At 62.6% G+C, this 25423-nt stretch carries 20 protein-coding genes and 1 pseudogene; 14 read left to right on the top strand and 7 right to left on the bottom strand.

All coding sequences use genetic code 11. The annotated features are described in order from the left end of the window. Nucleotides 1-255: 255 nt before the first annotated feature. A complete protein-coding gene (locus PE058_RS18715; RefSeq protein WP_271029060.1) occupies nt 256-4974 on the top strand; it encodes a chemotaxis protein CheB in 4719 nt (1572 codons plus the stop codon). Between the two features lie 13 nt (nt 4975-4987). Here PE058_RS18715 and PE058_RS18710 read toward each other — a convergent pair whose 3' ends face one another. From PE058_RS18710 to PE058_RS18700, 3 genes are all read right to left on the bottom strand, one after another. Beyond that, a complete protein-coding gene (locus PE058_RS18710) occupies nt 4988-5251 on the bottom strand; it encodes a DUF1488 domain-containing protein (protein WP_271029059.1) in 264 nt (87 codons plus the stop codon). Nucleotides 5252-5295: 44 nt separating this feature from the next. Continuing rightward, on the bottom strand, nt 5296-5703 hold the full coding sequence (locus tag PE058_RS18705) for a hypothetical protein (protein ID WP_271029058.1): 408 nt from the start codon (nt 5701-5703) through the stop codon (nt 5296-5298). Nucleotides 5704-6095: 392 nt separating this feature from the next. Beyond that, nucleotides 6096-6329 carry a hypothetical protein gene (locus tag PE058_RS18700; protein WP_271029057.1) on the bottom strand — a complete coding sequence of 78 codons (234 nt, stop codon included), beginning with the start codon at nt 6327-6329 and terminating at the stop codon, nt 6096-6098. 355 nt (nt 6330-6684) lie between these two features. On the opposite strand from PE058_RS18700, the gene PE058_RS18695 reads away from it, so the two are divergent. The 4 genes and pseudogenes from PE058_RS18695 (at nt 6685) to PE058_RS18680 (ending at nt 9277) form a co-directional block, all read left to right on the top strand. Further along, nucleotides 6685-7134 carry a hypothetical protein gene (locus PE058_RS18695; RefSeq protein WP_271029056.1) on the top strand — a complete coding sequence of 150 codons (450 nt, stop codon included), beginning with the start codon at nt 6685-6687 and terminating at the stop codon, nt 7132-7134. A 156-nt stretch (nt 7135-7290) separates the two neighbouring features. Continuing rightward, nucleotides 7291-7455 (top strand): annotated as a pseudogene (locus PE058_RS18690) (DUF3309 family protein). A gap of 108 nt (nt 7456-7563) precedes the next feature. Continuing rightward, nucleotides 7564-8430, top strand: a complete 867-nt coding sequence (locus tag PE058_RS18685) for a transglutaminase family protein (protein WP_442908683.1) — start codon at nt 7564-7566, stop codon at nt 8428-8430. Nucleotides 8431-8638: 208 nt separating this feature from the next. Beyond that, nucleotides 8639-9277, top strand: a complete 639-nt coding sequence (locus PE058_RS18680; RefSeq protein WP_271029054.1) for a tyrosine-type recombinase/integrase — start codon at nt 8639-8641, stop codon at nt 9275-9277. 288 nt (nt 9278-9565) lie between these two features. On the opposite strand, the gene PE058_RS18675 is transcribed toward PE058_RS18680, so the two are convergent. Further along, nucleotides 9566-10906: a tyrosine-type recombinase/integrase gene (locus PE058_RS18675; protein ID WP_271029053.1), complete on the bottom strand. Its 1341-nt coding sequence runs from the start codon at nt 10904-10906 to the stop codon at nt 9566-9568. A 424-nt stretch (nt 10907-11330) separates the two neighbouring features. Here PE058_RS18675 and PE058_RS18670 point away from each other — a divergent pair, with 424 nt between their 5' ends. The 5 genes from PE058_RS18670 (at nt 11331) to PE058_RS18650 (ending at nt 19256) form a co-directional block, all read left to right on the top strand. After that, the gene (locus tag PE058_RS18670) at nt 11331-11717 is read left to right on the top strand and encodes a DUF2946 family protein (RefSeq protein WP_020084979.1); all 387 of its coding nucleotides are present in this window, start codon (nt 11331-11333) and stop codon (nt 11715-11717) included. 89 nt (nt 11718-11806) lie between these two features. Next, nucleotides 11807-14128: a TonB-dependent receptor gene (locus PE058_RS18665; RefSeq protein ID WP_271029052.1), complete on the top strand. Its 2322-nt coding sequence runs from the start codon at nt 11807-11809 to the stop codon at nt 14126-14128. 99 nt (nt 14129-14227) lie between these two features. Continuing rightward, nucleotides 14228-16420, top strand: coding sequence for a TonB-dependent receptor family protein (locus PE058_RS18660; RefSeq protein ID WP_271029051.1), 2193 nt, complete (start codon nt 14228-14230; stop codon nt 16418-16420). A 397-nt stretch (nt 16421-16817) separates the two neighbouring features. Beyond that, nucleotides 16818-18929, top strand: coding sequence for a DEAD/DEAH box helicase (locus PE058_RS18655; protein ID WP_271029050.1), 2112 nt, complete (start codon nt 16818-16820; stop codon nt 18927-18929). 9 nt (nt 18930-18938) lie between these two features. Beyond that, entirely contained in the window at nt 18939-19256 is a 318-nt protein-coding gene (locus tag PE058_RS18650; protein ID WP_020084982.1) for a GIY-YIG nuclease family protein, read from the top strand. Here the strand turns inward: PE058_RS18650 and PE058_RS18645 are convergent. Further along, entirely contained in the window at nt 19215-19610 is a 396-nt protein-coding gene (locus tag PE058_RS18645; RefSeq protein ID WP_020084983.1) for a hypothetical protein, read from the bottom strand. The genes PE058_RS18650 and PE058_RS18645 overlap by 42 nt on opposite strands. A gap of 198 nt (nt 19611-19808) precedes the next feature. On the opposite strand from PE058_RS18645, the gene PE058_RS18640 reads away from it, so the two are divergent. From PE058_RS18640 to PE058_RS18625, 4 genes are all read left to right on the top strand, one after another. Beyond that, the gene (locus PE058_RS18640) at nt 19809-21119 is read left to right on the top strand and encodes an OmpP1/FadL family transporter (protein WP_026867872.1); all 1311 of its coding nucleotides are present in this window, start codon (nt 19809-19811) and stop codon (nt 21117-21119) included. 69 nt (nt 21120-21188) lie between these two features. Then, nucleotides 21189-21635, top strand: a complete 447-nt coding sequence (locus PE058_RS18635) for a YeeE/YedE family protein (protein ID WP_020084985.1) — start codon at nt 21189-21191, stop codon at nt 21633-21635. Then, a complete protein-coding gene (locus tag PE058_RS18630; RefSeq protein WP_020084986.1) occupies nt 21626-22042 on the top strand; it encodes a YeeE/YedE family protein in 417 nt (138 codons plus the stop codon). The genes PE058_RS18635 and PE058_RS18630 overlap by 10 nt, the downstream gene beginning before the upstream one ends. A 101-nt stretch (nt 22043-22143) precedes the next feature. Continuing rightward, nucleotides 22144-22542, top strand: coding sequence for a DUF4326 domain-containing protein (locus tag PE058_RS18625; protein WP_020084987.1), 399 nt, complete (start codon nt 22144-22146; stop codon nt 22540-22542). A 33-nt stretch (nt 22543-22575) separates the two neighbouring features. On the opposite strand, the gene PE058_RS18620 is transcribed toward PE058_RS18625, so the two are convergent. Further along, nucleotides 22576-24474, bottom strand: a complete 1899-nt coding sequence (locus PE058_RS18620; RefSeq protein ID WP_271029049.1) for a family 2A encapsulin nanocompartment cargo protein cysteine desulfurase — start codon at nt 24472-24474, stop codon at nt 22576-22578. Continuing rightward, nucleotides 24461-25372: a family 2A encapsulin nanocompartment shell protein gene (locus tag PE058_RS18615; RefSeq protein ID WP_020084989.1), complete on the bottom strand. Its 912-nt coding sequence runs from the start codon at nt 25370-25372 to the stop codon at nt 24461-24463. Before PE058_RS18615 ends, PE058_RS18620 begins: the two co-directional genes overlap by 14 nt. Between the last annotated feature and the right edge of the window lie 51 nt (nt 25373-25423).

Raw genomic sequence — 25423 nt, 5'->3', positions numbered from 1 at the left:
CTCACTCCTCTTCCATGAAAGACGGACGGCTGGGCGAAGTTATCCGCGCTGTTTGCGAGTGCCTTCCGCCTCCACTGATCGAGACCTTAGCTGTAGGCAGCGACGGGCCGGAAGGTTCGGATTCTACCTAAGCTCCAAAATGGGATTCCTCGGTAGGAGACGATCCCGCCGCAGACCAGCAAAACATGCTATGATCATCAGATCCCGGCACACTTCCTATCGTGGAAGGCTGGGATATATAGAGAAAGCGTCACAATGGCTGGGCCTCGTCCAGGCGCACCGGATGCTGCGCAAAAGCCCGGCGGACAGCGCGTGCCGAAAAGCACCGACCCATGCCGGTCGCTGCCCTTCGCCGTTGTCGGCCTTGGGGCATCAGCGGGCGGCCTCGACGCCTTCCAGCGTTTCTTGGATGCCGTGCCTGCGGATAGCGGCATGGCCTTCGTGCTGATCCAGCATCTGGATCCGACCCACGCCAGCATGATGAGCGAATTGCTGGCGCGCCACACGAGAATGCCCGTCGTGGAAGCCACTAACGGCATGCGGGTGGCAGTCGATCACGTCTACCTCATTCCGCCCGGTGCCTATCTGGCCTTGCGCGACGGGTCGCTGTGGTTGTCGAAGCCGCGTGATCATCACGGCGCGCGGATGCCTCTCGATTTTTTCCTGTGCTCAATCGCACAGGAGTGCGGTGAGCGTGCGCTCTGTGCGATCCTGTCCGGCACCGGCACCGACGGAAGTCTCGGCCTGAAAGCCGTGCACGAGCAGGGCGGACTCGTTGTCGTCCAGGATCCCCACGAGGCCCAGCACGATGGGATGCCACGCAGCGCCATCGATACGGGCTGCACCGATTTCATTCTGCCGATAGAAAAAATTCCTCAGGCGCTCATGAGCTTCAGCCGCCAGGCGTATGTCAGCGGCCGCAAGACTCCTGACGATGAAATGGAAACCGAGAACGGGCCAACCGAGATCATCGCGCTCCTGACCGAGATGACCTCCCACGACTTCTCTCTTTACAAGCCAGGAACGCTGATCCGGCGCATCGAGCGGCGCATGGCGCTGGCAGCGATCGAGAATCGAAAGAGTTACCTTGAAATCCTGCGTGAGGATGCTGACGAACGCGAGCGGCTGGCCAGGGATCTCCTGATCAATGTCACGCAATTCTTCCGGGATCGGCTTGCTTTCGACATGCTCGGCCAGTCGGTCGTGCCGGAGCTGGTTCAAGAGCAGCCTCCGGGCCAGCCAATCCGTGTCTGGGTGCCGGCCTGCAGCTCCGGGGAGGAGGCCTACTCGATCGCCATCCTGTTTCTCGAGGCCATTGCGGCCAACAGGAGCAACATCAAGCTGAAAGTCTTCGCTTCCGACATCGAGCCCGGCTGCGTAGCTTTCGCCCGCAACGGATCCTATCCGGAGCATATCCAGAACGACGTGACGCCGGAACGGCTCTCCCGTTATTTCATCAAGGAAGACGGCGGCTATCGCGTCGTGCGCGAGCTGCGGGAGGCCGTGGTGTTCACAACTCAGAACCTGCTGGCCGATCCGCCCTTCTCGCGCCTCGACCTCATCTCGTGCCGCAACGTGCTGATCTACCTTTCTCCTGAGGCCCAGGAGCGGACACTTTCTCTGTTCCATTTCGCGCTTCGCGAGCGCGGCGTTCTGGTCTTGGGCGCCTCGGAGACCGTCGGCAAACATGGCGACCACTTCGCGCCGATCAGCAAAACACATCGTCTCTACCGCCATATCGGTCGGAGCCGGCCGGGTGAGACCGCGTTCCCGATCCCCAGCGGTGAGCTTGGATTTCGCTCGCGGTCCCTATCGCCCCAGGAGCGGACCGGTCCGGCTCCAACTCTGGGAGATCTAGCCAAGCGCAGGCTGATGGACGCTTATGTGCCGGCAGCGGTTCTCATCAACGACAAGCGTGAGGCGCTGCACTATTTCGGCGCGATCGATACATTTCTCAAGATCGCTCCCGGCGAAGCAAGCCGGGACATTCTCGTCATGGCCCGCGAGGGACTGCGCGGCAAGCTTCGCCACGCGCTCCAACATGTGCCGTCGGATCGGGGCAACAGCTTCGTGACAGGCGGACGAGTAACCCATGACGGTCGTCCCGTGGACGTCATGATCGGCGTCTTCGAGATCTCCAGCGAGGGACAAGAATACCGCATCGTGAGCTTCACCGAGGAGGCCAAGAGTCCCGCTGCGTCGCAAGGAGGTGAAACGGAGTTGCATCCGAACATCAATCAGGAGCACGAGATCGCTTTGCTCCGCGAAGAGCTCAACAGCACAATTCTCGAGCTCGAGGTCGCCAACGAGGAGCACAAGGCGATCAACGAGGAGGCCATGTCGGTCAACGAGGAGTTCCAATCGATCAATGAGGAGCTCGAGACCTCGAAGGAGGAGCTGCAATCCCTGAACGAGGAGCTAAACGCGCTGAACAGCCAGCTTCAGGAGACGGTGGAGCGGCAGCGGGCGACCGCGGACGATCTCAACAACATCCTCAACAGCTCCGACGTCGCGACGTTGTTCCTCGACCGGGCGCTGAGAATCCGCTTTTTCGCGCCTGCGACCAAAACACTCTTCAATATTATTACCACCGACATCGGCCGGCCGCTCGGAGATCTTACGCATCGATTTCGGGACGACGACATGCTACGCGATGCCACCTCGGTTCTCAAGACGTCGGCTCCGAGGCGGCGCGAGATCGAGGCTGACGACGGCTCCTGGTACATTCGCAGCATCCTGCCGTATCGCAGCGACGCCCCGCATGTCGACGGCGTGGTCGTGACTTTTTCCGGCATTTCCGAAATCAAGGCCGCGCAGGCAGAGATCCAGTCCGCACGGTCATACTCGGACAGCATCATCGCAACCATCGGGCAGCCGCTTGTCGTGCTGGATGCCGACCTCCACGTGATCTCCGCCTCAACGTCCTTCTATCGCGTCTTCGCTGTAGGGCCTGCGGAAACCGTCGGCCGCCCTCTCCACGAGGTCGGCTCCTGCCTCGATGTACCGGCGCTGCATCAGTTTCTGGCCGCACTTCGCAAGGGAGATGTGTGGCCCGACGATGCCGAGATCACCATTACCTGCTCGGAGCTTGGAATCCGATCATTCACGGTGGGCGCCCGCACCATCGGGGAAGAGCCGAGGGCTAGCCGAAAAATCCTGTTGTCGATCATCGATGTCACCGACGCGAAGCGCGAGAGCGAGGCGGTGGCGGCTGCGAAGGCGGTGGCGGAACGCGCCAATATCGGCAAGTCCCGCTTTCTTGCGGCCGCCAGTCACGATCTGCGCCAGCCCCTGCAGACCATCAATTTGCTGCAAGGCATCCTGATGAAACGCGCTACCGACGAAGACACGCGCAAGCTGCTGGGGCGCCTCGATGACACGGTAAGCGCCATGTCGACCATGCTCGACAAGCTGCTCGACATCAATCAGCTCGAAGCCGGGATCGTGCGGCCCGAGATCGTCGATTTCCCCATCAACGGCCTGCTCAGCCGCATGAAGGCCGACTTCTCGTTTCTCGCCGCCGAAAAGGGCCTGCGGTGGAGCGTCATCCCATGCAGCCTCTTCGGACGAAGCGACCCGCGTCTCCTCGATCAAATGATCCGCAATCTGGTCTCTAACGCCTTCAAGTACACGAGCAGCGGGAAACTGCTGCTTGGATGCCGGCGGCGGCCTGGGATCATCCGCATCGAGGTGCTCGACACCGGCATCGGCCTTCCCATGGACCAGGCCCGCAAGATCTTCGAGGAGTTTCACCAGCTCGACAATCCGGCCCGCGACAGCAGCCTCGGCCTCGGGCTGGGTCTGTCCATCGTCAAACGGCTGGGCGATATGCTCGGCCACTCGATCGACGTCCGTTCGATTCCCGGCTACGGATCGGCCTTCGCCATTGAGATCCCGCTCGCAGTCTCCGGCGAGACAAGCGAAGCGCGCCCGGTCGAGCCCGTTCGTGACGATCATTCGCCCGTGTGCGGCGCGGTCCTGGTGATTGAAGACGATCCATCCGTACGGGAGATGATCAAGCTGCTGCTCGATCAGGAAGGGTATCGCACGACGGTTGCCGCCGACGTCGCGATGGCGCTCGAGCTGGCTGGGAACGCTGCAACGCGACCGGACCTGGTGATTGCCGACTACAACCTGGCCCGTGGCGTCAGCGGCCTCGATGCCATCGCGAGCCTGCGTCAGCGCCTCCAACGCGATATCCCGGCGATCGTTCTCACGGGCGACATTTCGACAGGCACGCTCCGTGCCATTGCTGACCATGGGTACACGCAGCTCAACAAGCCGGTGAAGGCGCCCCAGCTCGTCCGCCTTATTCAGGATCTCCTACAGCCATCGCCGGTCGAGAGAACGGTCCCATTGCCGCAAAACCCGCAAGCATCAGAAGCGCCAACCGTCTATGTGGTGGACGACGACGCCGCTCTTCGCGAGGCGTCGCGCGACCTTCTCCAGGCGCATGGCTATGCCGTGGAGATCTTTGCCGATGGGGAGGAGTTCTTGCGGTACGGCGGTGCTAAGGGCTGCCTGCTGCTCGATGCCCGGTTGCCGGGTATGACCGGCCTTGAGCTGATCGAGCGCTTGAAGGCCGCGGGCCGTTCTCTGGCCACCATCATGATCACGGGCGATGGCGATGTCCCGCTCGCCGTCGAGGCAATGAAGGCGGGTGCCGTGGATTTCATCGAGAAGCCGATCGGCCATGTGGAGCTGCTGGCCAGCATCGAGCGCGCGCTTGACGGGAACAGCGAGGAGATCGAATCGACCGTCGCCCGGATCACGGCCGTCTCCCTTGTTGCGAGCCTGACCGCGCGCCAGCGCCAAATCCTAGACCTCGTTATGGCAGGCCACCCGAGCAAGAACATTGCCGCCGATCTCGGCATCAGCCAGCGCACGGTGGACAACCACCGCGCGGCCATCATGAAGAAGACCGGGGCGAAATCAATGCCGGCGTTGATCCGGATTGCAATTGCCGCCGCTTAAAGCGCGTGATGGCTCAGAAGTCGCTCTCGAGCAAGGTGTAGGCCTCCCTGCGGCGACCGGCGTAAACCTTCGCGGCCACCTGTAGAATGCGATCCCGGTAACGATCGAACACACCCAGAAATCCAGCTTCATCCAGCGTTGCATGAGGACTTATGCGAGCGAAGGCGCGCTGCTCCACGAAGAAGCTGATCTCGAACGCACCATCGTAGCCCCAGAAGCGCACGCGTCGGCCGCGCTCATCGTAGCTTCGGCTTCGATTTGGGAAACTTAGTGCCACTAGCGGATTCTCCGTCCGGCCATAACGTACCGCCGGGGATTAAGTTATGGAGATCTGGCGCGGTAGCCGATCATCAAGAGCTCCATGGCGACACTCGCCAAGACGCCCGCCAGACAGCCGATCCAGGCCGCAGGCGGCGGATTGAGGACGCTCAGGCTCACAAAGTACCCGATAAGCCCTCCGCCGATCGCTGCAATCGTGGCGTTGATCAGAACGACACCTGGGATGATCAACCTTCCGGGACCAGGGCCTGCTCCGCGGATGGATGCAAAGACGGTGAAATGCCGAACGACCGTGCCGGCCAGCACGGCCAGAAATCCGGCCGCGATGGCCAAGACGGGTTGGTTGGTGACGAATCCATCAAGCGCCAGCCCACTCAGGGCGCCCACCACGCCTCCGGTGATGGCGGTAAGGACAATGCCCGTCGATATGAGCTGTTGGTATCGTGACATGCGTTCTCCGATGCTCTCTCGAGGGATTTGGTCGTGAGCGCGGAGCGCTGCTAGTTGGCAGCCTCGACGATCACGTATCCGATGAACACAGCTGCCAGAACGATGGGTACGAGAAGTGACGGGACCATCCAAGAAGAAAGCGAGTACCAGCTCCAGCGCTCTGCGGCGAATTTGCTTTTTGGATCGACCGTGATGTGTCCTCGTTGCCAGCACTGTGCGCCCTCAAAAAAGGGTGCATGCGCGCATGGATGGTAAAATCCCGACCCGCATGTCATGAAGGACCGTAGAGGAAGACGTATGGATTGCGTAGAGTCGGAATCTACTCAGAGATCCGGGAGGCGGGCCGACTTTCGAAGGTTCAGTGCTCCCCCTCGACGACCGTTGCGAGCAGTTTACGTCTTGAGCGGCGCGGCCACCGCCGCCCGCAAAATGCGCGGCCCTTGCACGCTGAACCATCCGCTCGCTGTTCCAAACTCGACGCCGCCGTTCAAAGCCTCGCCGTAGATGTCTTCATTTGCAAGGCGCGCTGCAATCGCGCCGAACATGTCGTGCTCGCCTGGTTTGGTGTGCCGTTGATCGAGCAGGTCGAGGATCCGACGCGCGATCTGTTCCGGTGTCGACGCCATGTGCACATCGTCTCTCTATGAGTTATTGAGAGAGGGCTAGTCCCCAACGACGCCGAGAAAATCGCCGCCTCAAGGAAGTCGCCGTCTCGAGATGCCTCTACTGTTTTGCCACTTGCGTAAATAGGGGGAGTTCTAGCGCGCTCAATGGCGAGATTTAGATTTAGGCCATCGCGCCGCTCACCTATTGCTGTGAACTCGGCAGTGAAACTCCGCTTGAGTAGTTTCCGATCCTATCGGCGTCGATCAATCTTGAATATTTTTCCGCAACGAGCGCACCGTGTGGCAGCCCAGCGAACCGAGCGGCGATCTGATCTGAGGCAACGCGGGCGCACTCCACTCAATAACAAGGAAAACAATGATGATCAGAACTGCAATGAAAGCGTTGCCTGTATGCGCGGCGACGCTCCTCATCGGGTCCTCAGCGGTCTCCGCCCAGATACCCGACGACATGAAAATGACCCAAGCTCAATGCGGCACGCTGTGGACGCAGGCGCTTGCGGGTTCTTCCGGCAACCTCTCCAAGGAAAAGGCCAAGCCCTACGTGAATGATTTCAAGAAGGCGGACAAGGACGGCGACAAGCAGCTGTCGGAGGCTGAATGGACCGACGCCTGCAAGCAGGGCGGTATACAAAGTTCATTGGACGGCGCTGGTGACGGGATGGGTGGCTCGGATAAAACATCGGACCGGACGCCAGGCGATCCATCACCGAGCCGTACCCCGGGCGCGACCGGTACCGGCGCGGCGGGTACGGAAGCAGGTCAGACGGCGAGTGGCACGTCAGATCGGACGCCGACAAATCACTGACCACCTCTCGACTATGCACTTGGGGCGGCGTAGCGAACCGCCCCGGTTTTGTTGTCACCGAGGAACCGGGATATTCAGCATACAGGATGAGTCTCGGAAGACACTGGCATCGGAATCAATCGACATTCGTTCAGCGCGTGCGACGGAAGATAGATCATGTCACTCGGAACCATCCTTATTATTCTCCTCATCATTTTCCTGCTCGGTGGCTTTAGTGGCCGCTTTGGTGGGTACGGATAAGGTTTTGGTCACGGCGGTGTTGGTGTCGTCGGGGTTCTGCTAATAGTTGTCGTTGTCCTGCTTCTAACGGGTCGCATTTGATCTGACCGGCGGATGACCCCGTGCGTTCGTCTCTGATCAGCTCCCGCAGCAAGCCAAACTGAAGATGATATCCAAACGCAGCAGCCTGCCGATGAAGCCAGCCTGGTGATGCGCCTCAAAATTCATCATCGGACAACCTACCGTTATCGGCAGCCGGTGAGCCTTGGGTCGCACCGATTGATGCTGCGCCCCCGCGAGAGCCGGGATCTTCGCCTGATTTCGCATGACGTGGTGGTGACACCCAACGCGGTGTTGAAATGGGCGCATGACGTCTACGGCAATGCCGTGGCGACGGCTACATTTCAGACCATGACCGACACCCTCGTGATCGAAAGCGCGGCCGAAATTCAACTCCACACCACCGCGTGGCCTATCTTCGATATTGCCGCTTCCGCGATCTACTACCCCTTCCGATACTCCGACGATGACTGGATCGATCTTGGCGCACTGGCGATCCAGCAGTATCAGGACCCCGCTGGGCGGTTGCGGGGCTGGGCACGGGCGTTGGTGGCAGGCAATCCGACAGACACTCTTTGTCTACTCAAAGATCTGAGCGCTGGCGTCTCAGAATGGATCCGCTATCAGAGCCGGGACGATGAAGGCACGCAGTCGCCGATCCAAACTCTTGATCGCGGTTGGGGATCGTGTCGCGATTTCGCGGTTCTCTTTGTCGAAGCTGCCCGCAGTCTCGGATTCGGGGCGAGGATTGTCTCCGGCTATCTCTACAATCCGGATCACAACCTTATAGGGTTTGGGGGTGCGGGAACGACCCATGCCTGGGCCGAAGTCTATGTGCCCGGCGCGGGCTGGATCACGTTCGATCCGACGAACCGGAGTGTCGGCGGCTTCAATCTGATCCCAGTTGCCGTCGTGCGTGACATACGGCAAGCGATCCCAGTGGCAGGCAGTTTCGTTGGAATGAGCGACGCATTTCAGGGGATGGCGGTGGAAGTCCTCGTAACCTCCTTGATGTAGCTTCATCAACCGGCATGAGGAGACGGTGCTCGCTCAGTCGCTACACTGTTCAATCGGGGGGCCCGTGTAAGCCCGCGCAGGATATCCGCAGGTGCCATAATCGACGGCTGGTAACCACTCGAAGGAAGAATCACTCCAAAGCGGTGGCCAGATAAGCTCATGGAGGCGTCGCAGGCGCATGCTGGTTTGTCTCTCGAACAAGGAGACTATGGACAACAATCACGAAATTGGAGATCTGAAACCGGTCCGCCGCGAGCCCTGGAACAAGGGTAAACTCATCGGCGCGAAGCCTCCGCTGAGGCCAAGCCACGTCTGGTCGATTAGAACCAAGCTCCAGATGGCGGATCGGAAGCGCGATCTGGCACTGTTCAACTTGGCCATCGACAGCAAGTTGCGCGGCTGTGACGTCGTCGCGCTCCGTGTCGATGACGTTGCGCCGAGCGGCTATGCGATGGACCGCGCGACCATCCGGCAAAAGAAGACAGGTAGACCGGTGCGGTTCGAACTGACGGACCAGACACGATCTGCCATTGACGACTATCTTAGGATGACTGTACGAAAGCCGGGCCAGTGCTTATTTGCTGGTCGAAGCAATGGCCCCCACGGACTGACGACGAGACAGTACGCTCGGCTCGTTCACGAGTGGGTTGCCAGTATCGGACTTGATCCGACGAAGTTCGGAACGCACTCGTTGCGACGTACGAAGGCGGTGTTGATCTACTGGCACACGGGTAATCTTCGCGCGGTCCAGCTCTTGCTTGGGCATTCAAAAATCGAGAGCACCGTTCGCTACCTCGGGATCGAGGTCGACGACGCGATCGAGATCGCAGAGAAGATCGATATCTGACGGCCGCTCGACCTCTATGAGCAGACTTGGTCGGCGAGTTTACGGGTGCGCCGACCAAGCTTGTGGCGATGTCCGCCATTGGCACGCCTCAACCTTGTGCAGCGCACCGTACGACTGGATTGATGGGGTCGCTAATGGCCCGTAGCGTCGGGAAGCTCACGTCGGCTGTGAAGGTGGAGCGGTCCATCGCAGAACCTAGCGAAGTTGCCTTGCGTGTAGTGGCCCCCACGTCTGCAAACTCGGCGCACCGGTCTTCGCAAGGACCGATGTGGTTTCCTGATTGCGCTCCTACGGAGACTTCGACAGCTTGTCCATGTCAGCCAACAACTCCGCCAGCTTGCTTTTGAGGGTCTCGAACGTATCCGCGGCTTTCCGCTGCTCCACGTCACTCTCGCCCGGCAACTTGCCGGAAGCCATCGCCTTCGCAAGAGCCGTTCCTGTGATCTCGGCCAGATGGCTGACCGGATCGTTGGAGAGGTGAGCGTACCTCGCCGTCGTGATCGGGGTGTTGTGTCCAAGCAGCTTGCCGATCACAGGAAGCGTGCCGCCGCTCATGACGGCGAAGCTGGCGAATGAATGGCGCAGGTCGTGGATCCGCACATCGGGGATGCCGGCAGCACGCCGAACCTTGTCCCAGGCAGGTTGCAACGCCTTGAGATGCTCTCCCTCCAGATGCCCAACGATGACCCACGGGCAATTGGCGATCCGAGGGATGGAGTTCAGGACCTCAATCGCCTGCTGATTGAGTACGATCGGCTTCTGACCGGTCTTGCTATCGGGCAAGAGAAGCAGGCGCCGCTCAAGATCGACGTACGACCACTGCAGCGTCAACATCTCTCCTAGCCGAGCGCCCGTGAAGATGAGCAAGCGGATACACGCAAGTGCAGACGGCATGATTGCACCCGTGGCTCCGAAATCGACTAGGACCTGTCCGACGCGCAGGAGTTCTTCGGTGGAAAGAAAGCGCTCGAGATTCTTCTCCTTGTAGCGAATGACCTTGCGCACGGGATTGCTGTTCTCAGGCCTCCAGCCCCATACCTCGGCGAGATTGAACATCTTCGACAGCTGGCTAAGCGTTCTATTGGCGGCGCCTGGGCCACCTCTAACATCAAGCCCACCCGTTCCACCTTCGCGCCGACGCTTTGTGCGTTTTGATGTAATGCCTTCGCGGATCTTGCGCTTGAACTCCTCGATGTCTGTGCGCGTGATCTCTGCAACCGTACGGCCGCCGAGAAGGGGAATGATGTGGTTGCGATTGTTGCGCTCGTAGCCCAACACAGTTGCCGGTTTGTTGTGCTGGCGCGAGTGCTCCTCGAGAAAGCGTTCGCACAGTTCTTCAATCGTCGGCTGATTGCGTTTCGCCTCGCGCACCGCAACGATATTCACACCGGAGTGAATCTGCCCCCACAGGCGCTGTGCTTCTTTGCGGGCCGTTTCAACCGTCCACGGTGCGCCATGCCGACCAATGGTGATCCATCTCTGACGACCGTTGATGCGTGCCTTCAACATGTAAACCGGGTGCCGCAGCTGGCGCCGAACCGCGAACCCCTTTACGGTCGTATCGAACAGAGTTTCGCCCGGTTGAAGAGCGTCGACCAAGCGCTTCGAAAGAAGGACAGCGGCAGTCACAAGCGGTCTCCATCGATCAAAATTAGCGACCAATTAGCGACCACTTTGGAGCGAAACAGGGCGAAATCAAGATGTATACTGAGTAATCAGACTCAGTAAAATCAATAAGTTACGCAATGCCGCGTAATCCTGCGAAGTGACTTGGATCGCCTTAAAATCCTGAGACGGCAACGTCGTGTGGGTTCGAGTCCCACCGTCCGCACCAATAAAAACAACAATGAGCCTCACCGTGCCGGTGGAGTTCGATCGTCAGCAGCTGGTCCGTCGAAACGGAGACCGCTCTGCGTTCAAGAGCGGAGCCTCTCCAAGAGTGACTTGGATCAAGCGATGTGGCGGCTTCGTCACACCTCGCTCTTCGAGTAGCCATTACGTATTGCGAACCTGCATCCCCCTGCTAGCGTTGTGGGGTGGGGGAAGTAAATCCGTGCACAGACGCGCTGCCATCACCATTGTCCTGCTTGCCGTGCTGGCTCTGCGTAGCCTGCTCCCGGCCGGATATATGCTGCAGTCGGCCAGTGCTGCGGAGGGCTTGGGGCTCGAAATCGTCATTTGCGCGAGCTCCGGCGCGCGGCTTTTGGCCGTCGATGATGAAAACAAGCCGGTTTCGCCAAAGCCGCAACACGCCGATACCGCACTTTGCCCGTATGCCGCTTCTGGTGCTGCCGCTGTGGCCGCCGCAGAGTCCAAACCTGTCGTTCGCCAAGTCGAGTACGCCGCCGTTACCTACACGCTGGCGGTGGCGCTGTTTGCCGAGACTCCCAAGCCCGGGGCAGTCTCCGCCCGAGGCCCGCCCCTCTCCGCACTGATCTGATTCTACTGCGCCATCGATGGCCGTGCATCGCCTTCCCGAACGGAAGCGTGCGCCCGTCGCTCGTTTCAGACTCAATGTGGATCTTCGCCATGTACGCTTTGCTCCGGCCGCTCGTCTCGGCCCGGCCCAATCCTGTCTCCATTCGCGCGGCTGCCCTCGGAGCCGTTTCGGTTCTCGCGCTCTGCGCGATGGGCTCGCCCTCTCACGCGCAACAAACCCTCCCCGAGGTCACCGTCCAGCAGTCGGCTGCCGGCAAAGCCAAGAAGGCAAAGAAGCCTGGCCAGCCGTCGAGCGTGTCTCAGGGAGCCGAACAGGGCCAATCCGAAGCCGATGTTGTGGACGGCGGCGACGGAAGCCTTCCCCCGATCGTGGGCGTAGGCGCGACAGGGCTTGCCGTGCCGAGCACCACGACGCAAATCGGGCGGCAGGAAATCCAGTCGAAGATCCCCCAGACGAGCGACACAGCCGAGCTTCTGCGCGAGGCCCCGGGCGTCAGCATCTTCAAGGCTGGCGGCGTGTCCGGGCTGCCCGTCATCAACGGCCTCAACGACGATCGCGTCAAAGTGCTTCTGAACGGCATGGTCGTCTCGTCGGCCTGCGCCAACCATATGAACCCGCCGCTCTCTTACGCCGATCCCGCGCAGATCGCCTACATCGAGGTGCTCTCGGGCGTCACGCCGGTCTCGAAGGGGGGCGACAGTCTGGGCGGCACCGTGATCGTGGAATCGCTGCCGCCGCATTTCGCAGGCGTCGGTGAAGGTGTGCACACCGCCGGCAGCATCTCCGCCTTCTATCGCAGCAACGGCAACGGCGTCGGCACCTCGGCGACGGCACATGCCGCGAGCAACAACGTCAGCGTAAACTACGCGGGCGCGTGGGTTCGCTCCGACAACTACGAGGACGGCCACGGGGTCGAGGTGCTCTCGTCCGAGTACGAGGCTCAGAACCACTCGGTGCAGCTTGCGGTTCGCAACGGCGGCGACCTGTTCGTCGTCCAAGGCGGCATCCAATACATCCCGTATCAGGGCTACGTGAACCAGTACATGGACATGGTCGAGAACAAGGCCTGGTTCCTGAACACGCGGTATGTCGCGAATTTCGGCTGGGGCAAGCTCGATGCGCGGGCCTTCTACCAGAACACCAAGCACGAGATGAACTTCCTCGCGGATAAGCAGCCGGGTGAGATGCCGATGCTCACCGAAGGCCAGGACGCAGGGTACTCGGTCAAAGCCGAGATCCCATTGTCCGGGCGCGATCTCCTCCGCATCGGCAACGAGTTCCATCACCAGCGGCTCGACGACTGGTGGCCGCCCGTGGCTGGCACCATGATGATGGCGCCGGACACCTACTTGAATATCAACGACGGCACGCGCCAACGGCTCGGTACCTTCGTCGAGTGGGAGCGGAAGTGGACGAACGCCTGGTCGACGCTGCTCGGCGTGCGCAACGACATGGTCTGGATGGATACCGGTGACGTAGCGCCCTACAACACGGCTAACCCCTGCATTCCCATGGGCATGATGGGCTGCATGAACAATCCCGATGCGCAGGCGGCGCTGGACTTCAACGCTCGGGACAGGTCTCGCACGGATACGAATTTCGATGTCACCGCGCTGGCGCGCTACGCGCCGTCGGCTTCCGAGAGCTATGAGTTTGGCTACGCGCGAAAGACGCGATCCCCGAATCTCTATGAGCGCTACGCTTGGGGCCGCGGAGAGATGGCCATGAGCATGATCGGATGGTTCGGCGACCTCAACGGATACGTCGGCGATCCGGATCTCGATCCCGAGGTCGCCCATACCGTGAGCTTCACCACGGGTTGGAGCAGCGGTGCGCGCAAGGATTGGGAGTTCAAGGCCACTCCTTACTACACCTACGTCGAGGACTACATCGGCGTTCGAAAGATCGGCGACAGCATGATGATGCCGGACGTCGTCTATCTTCAGTTCGCCAATCACGACGCCGAGCTCTATGGCATCAACCTGTCGGGAAGCCTGCTGCTCGCCGACTCGAGCCAGTTCGGACGCTTCGCGCTGACCGGCGTTGCCGGATACGTGCACGGCGAAAATGCCGATACGGGCATCAGCCTCTATCACATGATGCCATGGAACGGCAGGCTCGCGCTCACGCATACGCTGGGCGGATGGACGAACTCGGTCGAGATCTATGCGGTCGCCGGCAAGCATAACGTCGACACCGTGCGCAATGAGATGGAGACGGGCGGTTACGCTCTGCTCAATCTCGCCACGAGCTACGAGTGGCAGAACGTGCGCGTCGATCTCGGCATCAAGAACGTATTCGACACCTACTTCGAGGATCCGCTCGCGGGGCACTACTACTTCGCCTCGCCCCGCGACAACGTTCCCGGTGAGGGACGCTCGTTCAACGCGGGGCTGACCCTGAAATTCTGACACGGAGAATGGACGGCGATCCGGGATCCCGGATCGCCGCCCAATCCATTAGTCTCCGATGACGCGTCGCTCCCATTTAATCAGCTTGGATGTCCCATCATGCCGCTGTTCCGTATTTCGGCTTCGCCCCGGCTGCCCCACTTCCGAGTGGTGTTGGCCGGTGTATCGGCTCTACTCGTCACGTCTCCAGTCGTTGCACAGGAGCCCTCCAAGGGAACCACCGAGTTGCCGGCGGTGAAGGTCGAGACCACCGTTTCCAAGGCCGCCAAAGCTAAGAAGACTGCTAAAGCAACCCCTGCTCCTCAGAGCGCGGCCGCTCTGCTCCCGGCCGCTGAGCCTGCACCGGTTGCCGCGCCTGCGCCGGGCACCCGCTCCGGTAGCCTCGGCGTGCCGACTACGGCTGAAGCAACGGCAGACATCAACCGGGCGCCGGGCGGCGTCGAGGTCGTGCCCGACACTGAGTTCAGGAACACGCCCGCGAACACCATCAAGGATGCGATCGGGTGGGTGCCAGGCGTGATCATCCAGTCGAAGTGGGGACCGGATGCGCGCGTCTCGATCCGAGGGTCGGGCCTCACCCGCAACTACGGCAACCGCGGCATCAACGCGTTTATGGACGGCATTCCGATCAACACGTCGGACGGGCTGTTCGATCTCTTCGAAGTCGATCCCTCGGCCTATCGTTATGTCGAGGTATATAAGGGCGCGAACGCCTTGCGGTTCGGCTCGAACTCCCTCGGCGGCGCGATCAACTTCGTGACGCCGACGGGCTACGACGCCGACCTTTTCGGCGCTCGCATTGACGTCGGCAGTTTCGGGTTCGTCAAGACCACGGTGAACTCGGGTGGCGTGTCGGGCCCGGTCGACTATTTCATCAACCTTTCCGCAAATCGCGAAGACGGCTATCGCGAGCACAGCGAACAGGAGATGGCGCGCCTCAACGCCAACCTCGGCTATCGCCTGTCGGCGAACGCGGAAACGCGCTTCTACGTCAACGCCAATACCTGGAACGGCGAACTGCCCGGAGAGGTGACCAAGGCACAGGCCTTGAAATCACCGAAGGAAGCGAACCCTTATTGGGTATTCCTGGACCAGCAGCGGAACATCGATTCCGTGCGCGTGGCCAACAAGACCACGCTGCGCATCGACGGAACGACTGTGGAGTTCGGCGCGTTCACGCACCAGCGCTACGTCGACCATCCGATCTATGAGTACCTCGACTACGACGTGTCGGACTACGGCGGTTTCGTCCGCGCCACCGACGACCGCATGATCGGAGGCTTCCGCAATCGCTTGATCGTCGGCGCGAATGTTCTGAATGGCACCTTCGACTACAAGCAGTTCGTCAACAACGCAGGCAAAAAAGGCGCGCTGACCACCTCTCTCGACTGGGAGTCGGAAAATTACTCGGCCTACGTCGAGAACAGCTTCAGCGTGACGCCGAACGTGGCCCTCATCGCCGGCACCCAGTTCATGCATGTCGTTCGCGAGCAGCGTGACCGGATTGGAGCAAATTCGGGCTCGAACGATTACGATCTCTGGAGTCCCAAGGTTGGCATCCTGTGGGATGTCGATCCCGGCTGGCAGGTTTTCGCCAATATTTCGCGCAGCGCGGAGGTTCCGACCTTTGACGCGAACGCTTTCAACATCAAGGCGCAGACGGCCACGACCTATGAGATCGGAACGCGCGGGAGCAGGCCCGATTTCAGGTGGGATGTCTCGCTCTACCGCGCCGAGATCGACGACGAGCTGCAGTGCCTGACGGTGGTGTTCTCTCCCTTCTTCACCGCGCCGTGCGTAATCCAGAATGCGGACAAGACGGTGCATCAAGGCGTCGAAGCAGGCTTCGGACTGGCCTTCCTCAAGTCGACTTTCGACATCGAGGATCGCGTCTGGCTCAACGTCGTCTACACATACAACGACTTCTTCTTCGACAACGATGTCCTGTGGGGCAACAACCAGCTGCCGGGAGTCGCACCGCACAATTTTCGTGCCGAGTTGCTCTACAATCATCCGAGCGGGTTCTATGCCGGCCCGAATGTCGAGTGGATGGCGGATGCCTTTTACGCGGACAATGCCAACACTCTGAAGGTCGACCCCTACGCGCTTCTCGGCTTCAGGCTCGGCTACGACCAGAGTAAGGGCTGGTCGGGCTATGTCGAAGGGCGCAACCTGCTCGACGAGCGCTACATCGCAACCACCATCACGACAGGCAATGCCGACCCGAGCATGGAGCTCTTCAATCCCGGCACGGGGCGCGCCGTCTATGGCGGCGTTCAATACCGCTGGTGAGGCCCGGGCGCAGCGGGCCTCCTGCCTCGCCGTCGATCCTGAGTACATGTGCGTGGATGGCGCATTCCGGCGCCATCCACTTTTCTTTGCGAGTTCGCGGAGCGAACCGAAGATGGGCGCTGAGGAGACGAGCTAAGTAAAATCAATCGGTTACGCATCGCTGCGTGACCCTGAGACCGGCCCTTCATCGCCCTCGGTCGTTCGCACCCAACGCCCTGTTGGCGGTGCAATCCTGGGCGCCTCCGGGCGACAATGCGCCTCCGATAATGCCGAGCCTCCCGCTGGCGGATCTGAGGGAAATCGTCTAGACAACCGGAAAACCACAGACACTTGGCCTGGTGCCGAGCCTCGCGTGCGGGGCCGGAGCTGTCGCCATCGCGTGAGAGGCAGCCCGAACATGACTTTCCCCACGTCTCATCCGGCGCTCGCACGTGCGCTGGCCTCGCGAAATTACTCCGTGCCCACCGCCGTGCAGAGCGCCGTGCTCGAAGCGGAGGCCTCGGGCCGCGACATGCTGGTCTCCGCCCAGACCGGATCCGGCAAGACGGTAGCCTTCGGCTTGGCCATGGCTGCCACCATGCTCGGCGAGAACGAGCGCTTCGAGCCCGCGGCTGAGCCGCTGGCGCTGATCATCGCGCCCACCCGCGAGCTTGCCATGCAGGTTCAGCGCGAGCTGGCCTGGCTCTATGCGGAGACGGGTGCACGCGTCGTCACCTGCGTCGGCGGCATGGATGCCCGCGCAGAGGCACGCCAGCTCGGCTTCGGCGCCCACATCGTCGTCGGCACGCCGGGGCGCCTTCGCGATCATCTCGAGCGCCGCCGGCTCGATCTCTCCAAGCTCAAGACCATCGTGCTCGATGAAGCCGACGAGATGCTGGACCTCGGCTTCCGCGAGGATCTCGAATTCATTCTCGACGCGACGCCTGAAACACGTCAGACGCTGCTCTTCTCCGCCACCATGCCGCGCGAGATCGAAGCTCTCGCAAGCCGCTATCAGCGCGACGCTCTTCGCATCGAGACGCTCCGCCGCAACGAGCAGCACGCCGACATCGAATACCGCGCCATTCGCGTTGCCCCGTTCGACATCGAGAACGCGGTGGTCAATGTGCTGCGCCTTCATGAAGCGCGCGCCGCGATCGTGTTCTGCGCCACCCGCGAGGGTGTGAAGCGGCTGCATGCGCGCCTGGTGGAGCGGGGCTTCTCGGCGGTCGCCCTCTCGGGCGAGCTGACGCAGAACGAGCGCTCGCAGGCGCTCGTCGCCCTGCGTGACGGCCGCGCCCGCGTGCTCGTCGCGACGGACGTCGCGGCGCGTGGCCTCGACCTGCCTGACCTCGCGCTCGTGATCCATGCCGAGCTGCCGCACGACCATGAGACGCTGCTGCACCGGTCAGGCCGCACGGGCCGCGCCGGCAAGAAGGGGCTTTGCGTGCTCGTCGTGCCGTTCAACCGCCGGCGCAAGGCGGAAGCGCTTCTTGCCGCCGCGCGCCTCAAGGTGACGTGGGCCCCCGCGCCGACGGCCGAGGAGATCCGCGCCCGCGATCAGGAACGCTTCCTGAGCGACCCCATCTTCACCGATGCGGCGACGGACGAGGATCTTGCGCTCGTGGGCTCGCTGACCGGCGCGCGCTCTGCCGAGGAGATCGCGCTTGCCCTCGTGCGGATGCACCGGGCACGTCTGCCCGCGCCCGAGGATCTCGCGGAGGACACGGGGCCCCCGCCGCGTCGGCAGGACCGGGTTCGTCCCGCCGGCGGTCGTTGGAAAGGCGAGGACCGCCGGGGCGAGCGCTTCGAGCGCCGGCCCGACCGCGAGCAGGGAGGCGAAGCTTCCGGCGGAGACGCAGCCGGCCGCGAGCGCCGCCCGCCGCGCGAGCGTCATCGCGACGGCCGCGAGATGGTGTGGTTCCGCGTCAACATCGGGCGCGAGCGCAATGCGGATCCGCGCTGGCTGCTCCCGCTCCTCTGCAAGGCAGGCGGCGTCACCAAATCCGAGATCGGCGCCATCAAGATTTTCGACCGCGATACACGCTTCGAGATCGCAGCCGAGTTCGCCGACAAGTTCGCGGACGCCGCCCGCATGATGCCGAAGAACGAGGGCCGCATCTCCCGCGTCGGGGCCCATGGCGCGAGCGACTATGCCGCCGTGACCGATCGGATCGACACGCTCGACCGCAAGGCTGACGCGTCCGCTCCGGCCAATGATGCGCCGGAGACGCGTGCGCCGCGTCCGTTCCAGGGCCCGCGTCATGACGGACCTCGTCACGAGGGGGGACGTCACGAGGGACCGCGTCATGAGCGCCCGAAGAAGCCCTGGCGCGACGACAAGGACGGGCATCGCAAGGGTTTCAAACGGGACGGCGGCGGCGGCTATCAGGGCAAGGGCGGACCTCGCGCCGAGGGTGAGCGAGGAAACGCGTCGCATCACGCAGGCCGCGGTGCCTCCCGGCCCGTGTCGAAATACGCCCACAAGAGGAAGCATCGCGCCGCGCCCTCCGGAGGCGCGAAGGGATAAACGGCGGAGATGAGCTACGTGCTCTACATCGTCGAATGCGCCGACGGCACGTACTACACGGGCATCGCCACCGACGTTCAGCGCCGCCTTCAGGAGCACAATGGAGCGAGGGCTCGCGGCGCGCGCTACACTGCACCCCGCCGCCCCGTTACGCTCGTCTACGAAGCGAGCTTCGAGACGCGCTCCGCCGCGCAAAAAGAGGAAGCGCGGATCAAGAGGCTGACGCGAGACCAGAAGAAGGTGCTCATAGCTGCCTCAGGCGCACCCGTATTGAGCCCGCCTGCGTCAGCTGAAGGCGTACACGATCCCGAGCAGCGTGGCCGCTAGCGCGAGCGCCACGGGAATGACCGCGATCTCGATCCACACGTCCTTGCCCGGAAGCGGTCCCGTCGCGGTGTCGACTTCCGAATGCAGGAAGTGGTTGAGCGTCTCCTGCTTGGCCGCCATGTGATGGCTTGCCGTGATGTAAATGAGCAGCGGCAGAGCGAGGAAGATGAAGATAAGCACAGACGCAGCCGCGAGCGCGAAATCGGCCTCGCGGCCGATTCCGAACGCGATCCACGCCGTCAGGATCATCCAGGCGAAGGCCGCGGCGACGGATCTGTAGACCGCGCGGGGAAGCTCGCCGCCGGGCAACTCGTCTGGCTTTGCGGGTGTGGTGGACAGTGAGTGATCGGTCATGGCCGAGCTCCTCGATTGGGTAGTCCCCCTGCCGCACACGATACCTCGGATGAGCATCTTTCCGACTATACAAATCGCCAAACTTCCGGTGAGTGGCGCGATCGCGAAACGCGAAATTGCTTTGCGTTTTTTCTTCGTTCGCCACGCTTCTCTGCCTCTCTAGGTTCCCCCTAGGGGTTTTGTTCTGAGGGGGATCGAATGTCTGTGAGTTCGTCGTCGCCGATGAAGTCGGCGCTCGTCGTCATCGCAATGGGGACGGCGCTATCGTCGGCTGCCAGCGCTACGGAAGGCTACTTCCAGCACGGCTACGGCGCGCGTCACAAGGCGCTGGGGGGCGCAGGTGTGGCCGATGGCCGGGACTCGACGTCGATCTCGCTCAACCCGGCGGGCCTCGTGCATTCCGGAAACGAGTTCACGGCGGCCGTGTCTGCGTTCAGCCCGCGCCGCGAGTTCGAGGGCGGCAGCGCACCCGGCTTCACGCCGAGCGGCGTCGTCGAGAGCGACAGCAACTGGTTCGCCATTCCCAATCTCGCCGCCAGCTATCGCCTCGACGGTAACCCATACTTCGATGTGATCGGGTTCTCTGTCTACGGCAGCGGCGGCATGAACACGGACTATCCCTCCGTCGCGGGGGGCGCGTTCTCGCCCGGTCCCGGCATCTTCGGCTTCGGCAGCCTCGGCGTCGATCTCCAGCAGGCCCTGTTCTCTGTCGCGCTCGCCAAGACGATCGCACCCGGTGTTTCGATCGGTGTCGCGCCGATCATCGCGCGCCAGCAGATCAAGCTCAAAGGGCTGGATGCATTTGCAGGAGCGTCCAGCGATCCCGGTGCCGTGAGCAACAGAGGCTACGATGTGTCCTGGGGTGGCGGCGTTCGCGCTGGCCTCGAATGGGCGGTCGCGCCCGGTATCCGGTTCGGTGTGGCTGGCAACTCCCCGATCTGGACGCAGGAGTTCAATAAGTACCGCGGCCTGTTCGCGGAGCAGGGCAGCTTCGACATCCCGGCGAGCATCCAGGCCGGCATCGCGGTCGATTTGACGCCGAACCTCACCCTGCTCGCCGACTATCGCCATATCTGGTTCGGCTCGGTCGCATCGGTCGCCAACCCGTCCACCAACCCCGCCCTGCTCGGAACGGATGAGGGCCGAGGCTTCGGCTGGGACGATGTGGACGTGGTGAAATTCGGTGTCGAATGGCGCTCGTCGCCGGCCCTCACGCTCCGCGCCGGATATGCGTATGCGACGAACCCGATCTCCTCGCGGGACGTGCAGTTCAACATTCTGGCCCCCGCCGTGGTGCAGCATCACATCACGGCTGGCTTCGAATACAAGATCGACAGCGCCTGGTCGGTCGAGCTTGCGGGCCTCTATGCGCCGGAGGAGACGGTGAGCGGGGCCGAGCTTGTTGGCTTCGGCAATCCGGCGCACACCATCGACATCAGCATGTACCAGTTCGAGGCTACCTTCGGCGTGAAGTACAGGTTCGGCGGGGAAGAGGCCCCGCTCAAGTAGAAGAGCGGACCTCTCGACACGCTGCGCGGGCTCGCCTATGACCTCGCTTCGCGCTGGAGATCCTTGCCGATGACCGTGACGCCATTCACGCCTCTGGAATCCTTGGCCGGTGGAGCCCTGATTGGGGCTTCCGCGGTGCTGCTTCTCCTCACCACCGGCCGCCTGGCTGGCATCAGCGGCATCGTGCGCCGCTTGCTTCCGCCCTATGCCGCGAGCGCGCCGCTGGAGGCGGCCGCGTTCATTGCCGCTCTCTTCGCTAGCCCATTCGTCTGGACGCTCGCGACCGGGGGGCCGGTGCATCAGACCGTAACGCCGAGCTTGAGCCTGGCCGTCGTAGCGGGACTGCTCGTCGGCGCGGGCGTCTTCGCCGCCCGTGGCTGCACGAGCGGCCACGGCGTCTGTGGGCTCGCCCGTCTTTCGCGCCGCTCCATCGTGGCAACGGCTGTGTTCATGGCGACGGCCGCTGCAACCGTCTATGCGGTGCGCCATGTGATCGGAGGCTGGCCATGGGCGTGATCGGTGCGCTTCTCTCCGGCCTTCTGTTCGGATTGGGCTTGATCCTTTCCGGCATGGTCGATCCGGCGAAGGTGCAGAACTTTCTCGATATCGCCGGCACGTGGGACCCGAGTCTGGCGTTCGTGATGGCGGGCGCCATCGGCGTCGCGGCGCCGGGGTTCTGGCTTGTCCGGCGGCGCGCGGCGCCTCTTTCGGGATCACAGTTCCGCGTCCCGCCCGCTGATGCTCCCATCGACCGCAGGCTCGTGATCGGCGCGGCCGTGTTCGGGATCGGCTGGGGCCTCGCCGGCTTCTGCCCTGGCCCGGCGCTGGTGTCGCTCCCGCTCGCGGCGCCCGGCACCATTGCCTTTGTCTCCGCAATGGTTGCTGCGATTTCCGTTTGCGCCCTGTTGCAGGCGCGAAAATAAACACGGAAAAATATCTGTCGAAGCCCGGGCTTCCGGCTACCGCCGGGAGCGTGCGTTCGGTCTAATCAGTCCGATGCACGACGCCCGGGTCGGAGACAGCGATGGCAAATCCGCGACGCATCCAGCGCAAGATGTTCAAGGGCTGGCGCCTGCCGCCCGATACGATCTATGTGGGCCGTGGCAGCAAATGGGGAAATCCATTTCCCTTCGGTCATCAGCTCTATCTCGGCAAGGCCTGGGCGGCCGAGGCCTATGCGCAGTGGCTGACCACCACGCTCAAGGGCATGACGCTTCTGCGCGAGCATCTTCATGAGCTGAGGGGAAAGAACCTCGCCTGCTGGTGCAAGCCAGGCGATCCGTGTCACGCCGACATCCTGCTGGCCCTCGCGAACGAGACGCCGGAAGGGAAACCCTTGCGACATGGAGAGGCGTTGCGCGAGGGGAGCAGCAGCGAGAACGATGAGACCGGCCAAGACGATGCGGCGGCCTCACGTCCGTGAAGCCGCCGCATCGGTTCGTCTGCAATCGCGCCGTCAGAGATGCGAATGTCCGGCCTGACGCTGGATGTCGCGCAGCGCCGAAGCGAGCAGATCGATCTCGCCGCAGGTGTTGTAGAACGCGAACGACGGCCGCACCGTCGCCTCGTGTCCGAACCGGCGGAGGATCGGCTGCGCGCAGTGATGGCCCGAGCGTACCGCGATCCCGTACTTGTTGAGACGCGCGCCCACCTCCTCGCTCTTCACGCCCTTGAGCACCAGCGAGATGACGCCGGCTTTCTCCGGGGCCGTACCGATGATGGTGAGGCCCGGGATCTCGCTCAGGAGCTTGGTGGCGTAGACGATCAGCCCGTGCTCGTAGCGCGAGATGTTCTCGAGCCCGATGCGTTCCACGTAGTCGATCGCGGCGCCCAGGCCGACGGCATCCGCAATGTTCCCGGTGCCCGCCTCGAAGCGATTGGGAGCAGCATGGAAGATGCTCCGCTCCAAGGTGACATCCTGGATCATATTGCCGCCGGTCTGGTAAGGCGGAAGGCTGTCGAGCAGGTCCTTCTTTCCCCACAGCACGCCGATGCCGGTCGGAGCGAACAGCTTGTGCCCGGAGAACACGAAGAAGTCCGCGCCAAGTGACTGGACGTCCACCTTCATGTGCGAGACCGACTGCGCGCCGTCCACCAGAACCCGCGCGCCCACCCGCTTCGCCATCTCCACCATCTGCTGGGCGGGGGTGACGGTGCCGAGAGCGTTCGAGACCTGCGTGAACGAGACGAGCTTGGTGCGTCCGTTGAGCAGCTTGCCGTATTCCTCGAGCAGCACGACGCCGCGGTCGTCCACGGGAGCGACGCGAAGCTTCGCCCCCTTGGCAAGCGCGAGCTGCTGCCAGGGCACGATGTTGGCGTGGTGCTCGAGATGCGTGATGACGATCTCGTCTCCCTCACCCACGTGCTGCAAGCCGAACGTGGCAGCCACCAAATTGATGGACTCGGTGGTGCCGCGGGTGAACACGATCTCCTCGGTCGAGGGCGCGTTGATGAAGCGGGCCACTTTCTGGCGCGCTCCCTCGTAGGCGTCGGTCGATCGCGCGGCCAGCTCGTGAGCTGCCCGGTGGATGTTCGAGTTCTCGTGGCTGTAGAAGTGCGACAGGCGATCGATCACCGCCTGCGGTTTCTGCGTGGTGGCCGCATTGTCGAGCCACACCAGCGGGCGTCCGTTCACGTGCTCGCTGAGGATGGGGAAGTCGCGCCGGATCGCATTCACGTCGAAGGGGGGATGCGCGGATGCGAATTCCGAGTGGAGACCAGGCCCCGTCTGGCCCGGCACCCCGATGCCGCCCGGAACGGAGCCGATGTCCTTCAGGAAATAGAAGGACGAGCCCGCCCCGTTGGTCGGATCCGCGACACGCGTCTCGCCGCCGAGCCCCCCGAGCAGAGCCTTGAGCTCGGCGTCGTAGGGGAGCGGAACCGGAGACGAATGCCCCACCGTGCCCGCCGAAGGCGGAGTGGAGAGCGGAATGTCCGGCCGGAGCTCCATATCGTGAGCCGCTGAGGCGGAGGAACCGCCGCGGAACAGACCGCCGAGCAGCGCATCGAGCTCCGCTTCATAGGGAAGCGGAATCGAGAGCGGTCCCAAGGCGGCGTTCGGCAGCGAGCCTTGCGACGGGGGCGCGGCGAGCGGCACATCCGGCACCAGCACCTGGGGCGGCGCGGTGACCGGAGCGCTGGGTACCGGCACGCCGCCGAAGCCCGGAGGCGAGCCCGGGACGGCCGAGAACAGCTCGTTGGCGAGGCGCGTCAGGAGCGCCTCGTCAGGCAGTCCCGGCCCCAGGGTCGGAGCGAGTCCTTGTGGACTTAGTCCCACGCCGCCGAGCGACGGATTGAGACGGACCGGATCCAGGCCCGGACTCTGGCCCGGATTGGGGTAGTCACTTGTACTCATGGTACTTGCCCACCTCGACGCCCTCGAGCACGCCGAGCGCATCGTCCGTCAGAACGGCGAGCGAGCAATAGAGCGAGACGAGATAGGAGGCGATGGCCTTGTGGTTGATGCCCATGAAGCGCACGGAGAGGCCCTTGCTCTGTTCTCCGGGGAGGCCCGGCTGATAGAGGCCGACGACGCCCTGCTTCGATTCTCCGGTGCGGATCAGCAGGATGTTGGTCTTGCCGCCCTTCACCTCGAGCTTGTCGGAGGGGATCAGCGGAATGCCGCGCCAGGTTAGGAAGGGCGAGCCGAACAGCGTGATCGTCGGCGGCGGAACGCCGCGGCGCGTGCACTCGCGGCCGAATGCGGCGATGGCGAGCGGATGAGCGAGGAAGAACGCCGGCTCCTTCCACACGCGCGAGATCAGCTCGTCGAGATCGTCGGGTGTCGGCGCGCCGGTGCGCGTCTTGATCTTCTGCGCCGCCGCGGCGTTGGCTAGGAGGCCGTATTCCTTGTTGTTGATCAGCTCGCTTTCCTGCCGCTCCTTCACGATCTCGATGGTGAGGCGGAGCTGCTCCTTGATCTGGTTGTGCGGCACGGAATAGAGGTCCGAGACGCGCGTGTGAATGTCGAGCACGGTGTTCACCGCCGAGAGCATGTATTCGCGCGGGTTCTCGATGTAGTCGACGAACGTGTTGGGAAGGGCGCGCTCGTCACGAAGCGAGCAGGAGACCTCGACACTGTCCTCGTCCTTCACGCGGTTCACGCGATAGATGCCGGCCTCGACCGGTACCCAGTTCAGGAAATGAACGAGCCACCGCGGCGTGATGCTCGAAATCTGCGGGACGGTTTTGGTCGCATTGGCTAATTGCCTTGCCGCAACATCGCCCAACGCTGTTTGTTCTTCGTCTGCCATATTAGCCTCGATTTCCGTTATATTAGAGTATTTTATACCAATAATACGCGC

Origin of the sequence: Hyphomicrobium sp. DMF-1, assembly GCF_027886585.1 — a bacterium.
GTDB lineage: Bacteria > Pseudomonadota > Alphaproteobacteria > Rhizobiales > Hyphomicrobiaceae > Hyphomicrobium_C > Hyphomicrobium_C zavarzinii.
The sequence above is the reverse complement of the archived record's forward strand: the minus strand, read 5'-3'. Positions and strand labels throughout refer to the sequence as shown.

Coding starts and splice junctions, on each gene's coding strand:
- PE058_RS18715 (WP_271029060.1), top strand. CDS start 256: ATGGCTGGGCCTCGTCCAGGCGCACCGGATGCTGCGCAAAAGCCCGGC.
- PE058_RS18705 (WP_271029058.1), bottom strand. CDS start 5,703: ATGTCACGATACCAACAGCTCATATCGACGGGCATTGTCCTTACCGCC.
- PE058_RS18700 (WP_271029057.1), bottom strand. CDS start 6,329: ATGGCGTCGACACCGGAACAGATCGCGCGTCGGATCCTCGACCTGCTC.
- PE058_RS18695 (WP_271029056.1), top strand. CDS start 6,685: ATGATGATCAGAACTGCAATGAAAGCGTTGCCTGTATGCGCGGCGACG.
- PE058_RS18685 (WP_442908683.1), top strand. CDS start 7,564: ATGCGCCTCAAAATTCATCATCGGACAACCTACCGTTATCGGCAGCCG.
- PE058_RS18680 (WP_271029054.1), top strand. CDS start 8,639: ATGGACAACAATCACGAAATTGGAGATCTGAAACCGGTCCGCCGCGAG.
- PE058_RS18665 (WP_271029052.1), top strand. CDS start 11,807: ATGTACGCTTTGCTCCGGCCGCTCGTCTCGGCCCGGCCCAATCCTGTC.
- PE058_RS18660 (WP_271029051.1), top strand. CDS start 14,228: ATGCCGCTGTTCCGTATTTCGGCTTCGCCCCGGCTGCCCCACTTCCGA.
- PE058_RS18655 (WP_271029050.1), top strand. CDS start 16,818: ATGACTTTCCCCACGTCTCATCCGGCGCTCGCACGTGCGCTGGCCTCG.
- PE058_RS18650 (WP_020084982.1), top strand. CDS start 18,939: ATGAGCTACGTGCTCTACATCGTCGAATGCGCCGACGGCACGTACTAC.
- PE058_RS18645 (WP_020084983.1), bottom strand. CDS start 19,610: ATGACCGATCACTCACTGTCCACCACACCCGCAAAGCCAGACGAGTTG.
- PE058_RS18640 (WP_026867872.1), top strand. CDS start 19,809: ATGTCTGTGAGTTCGTCGTCGCCGATGAAGTCGGCGCTCGTCGTCATC.
- PE058_RS18635 (WP_020084985.1), top strand. CDS start 21,189: ATGACCGTGACGCCATTCACGCCTCTGGAATCCTTGGCCGGTGGAGCC.
- PE058_RS18630 (WP_020084986.1), top strand. CDS start 21,626: ATGGGCGTGATCGGTGCGCTTCTCTCCGGCCTTCTGTTCGGATTGGGC.
- PE058_RS18625 (WP_020084987.1), top strand. CDS start 22,144: ATGGCAAATCCGCGACGCATCCAGCGCAAGATGTTCAAGGGCTGGCGC.
- PE058_RS18620 (WP_271029049.1), bottom strand. CDS start 24,474: ATGAGTACAAGTGACTACCCCAATCCGGGCCAGAGTCCGGGCCTGGAT.
- PE058_RS18615 (WP_020084989.1), bottom strand. CDS start 25,372: ATGGCAGACGAAGAACAAACAGCGTTGGGCGATGTTGCGGCAAGGCAA.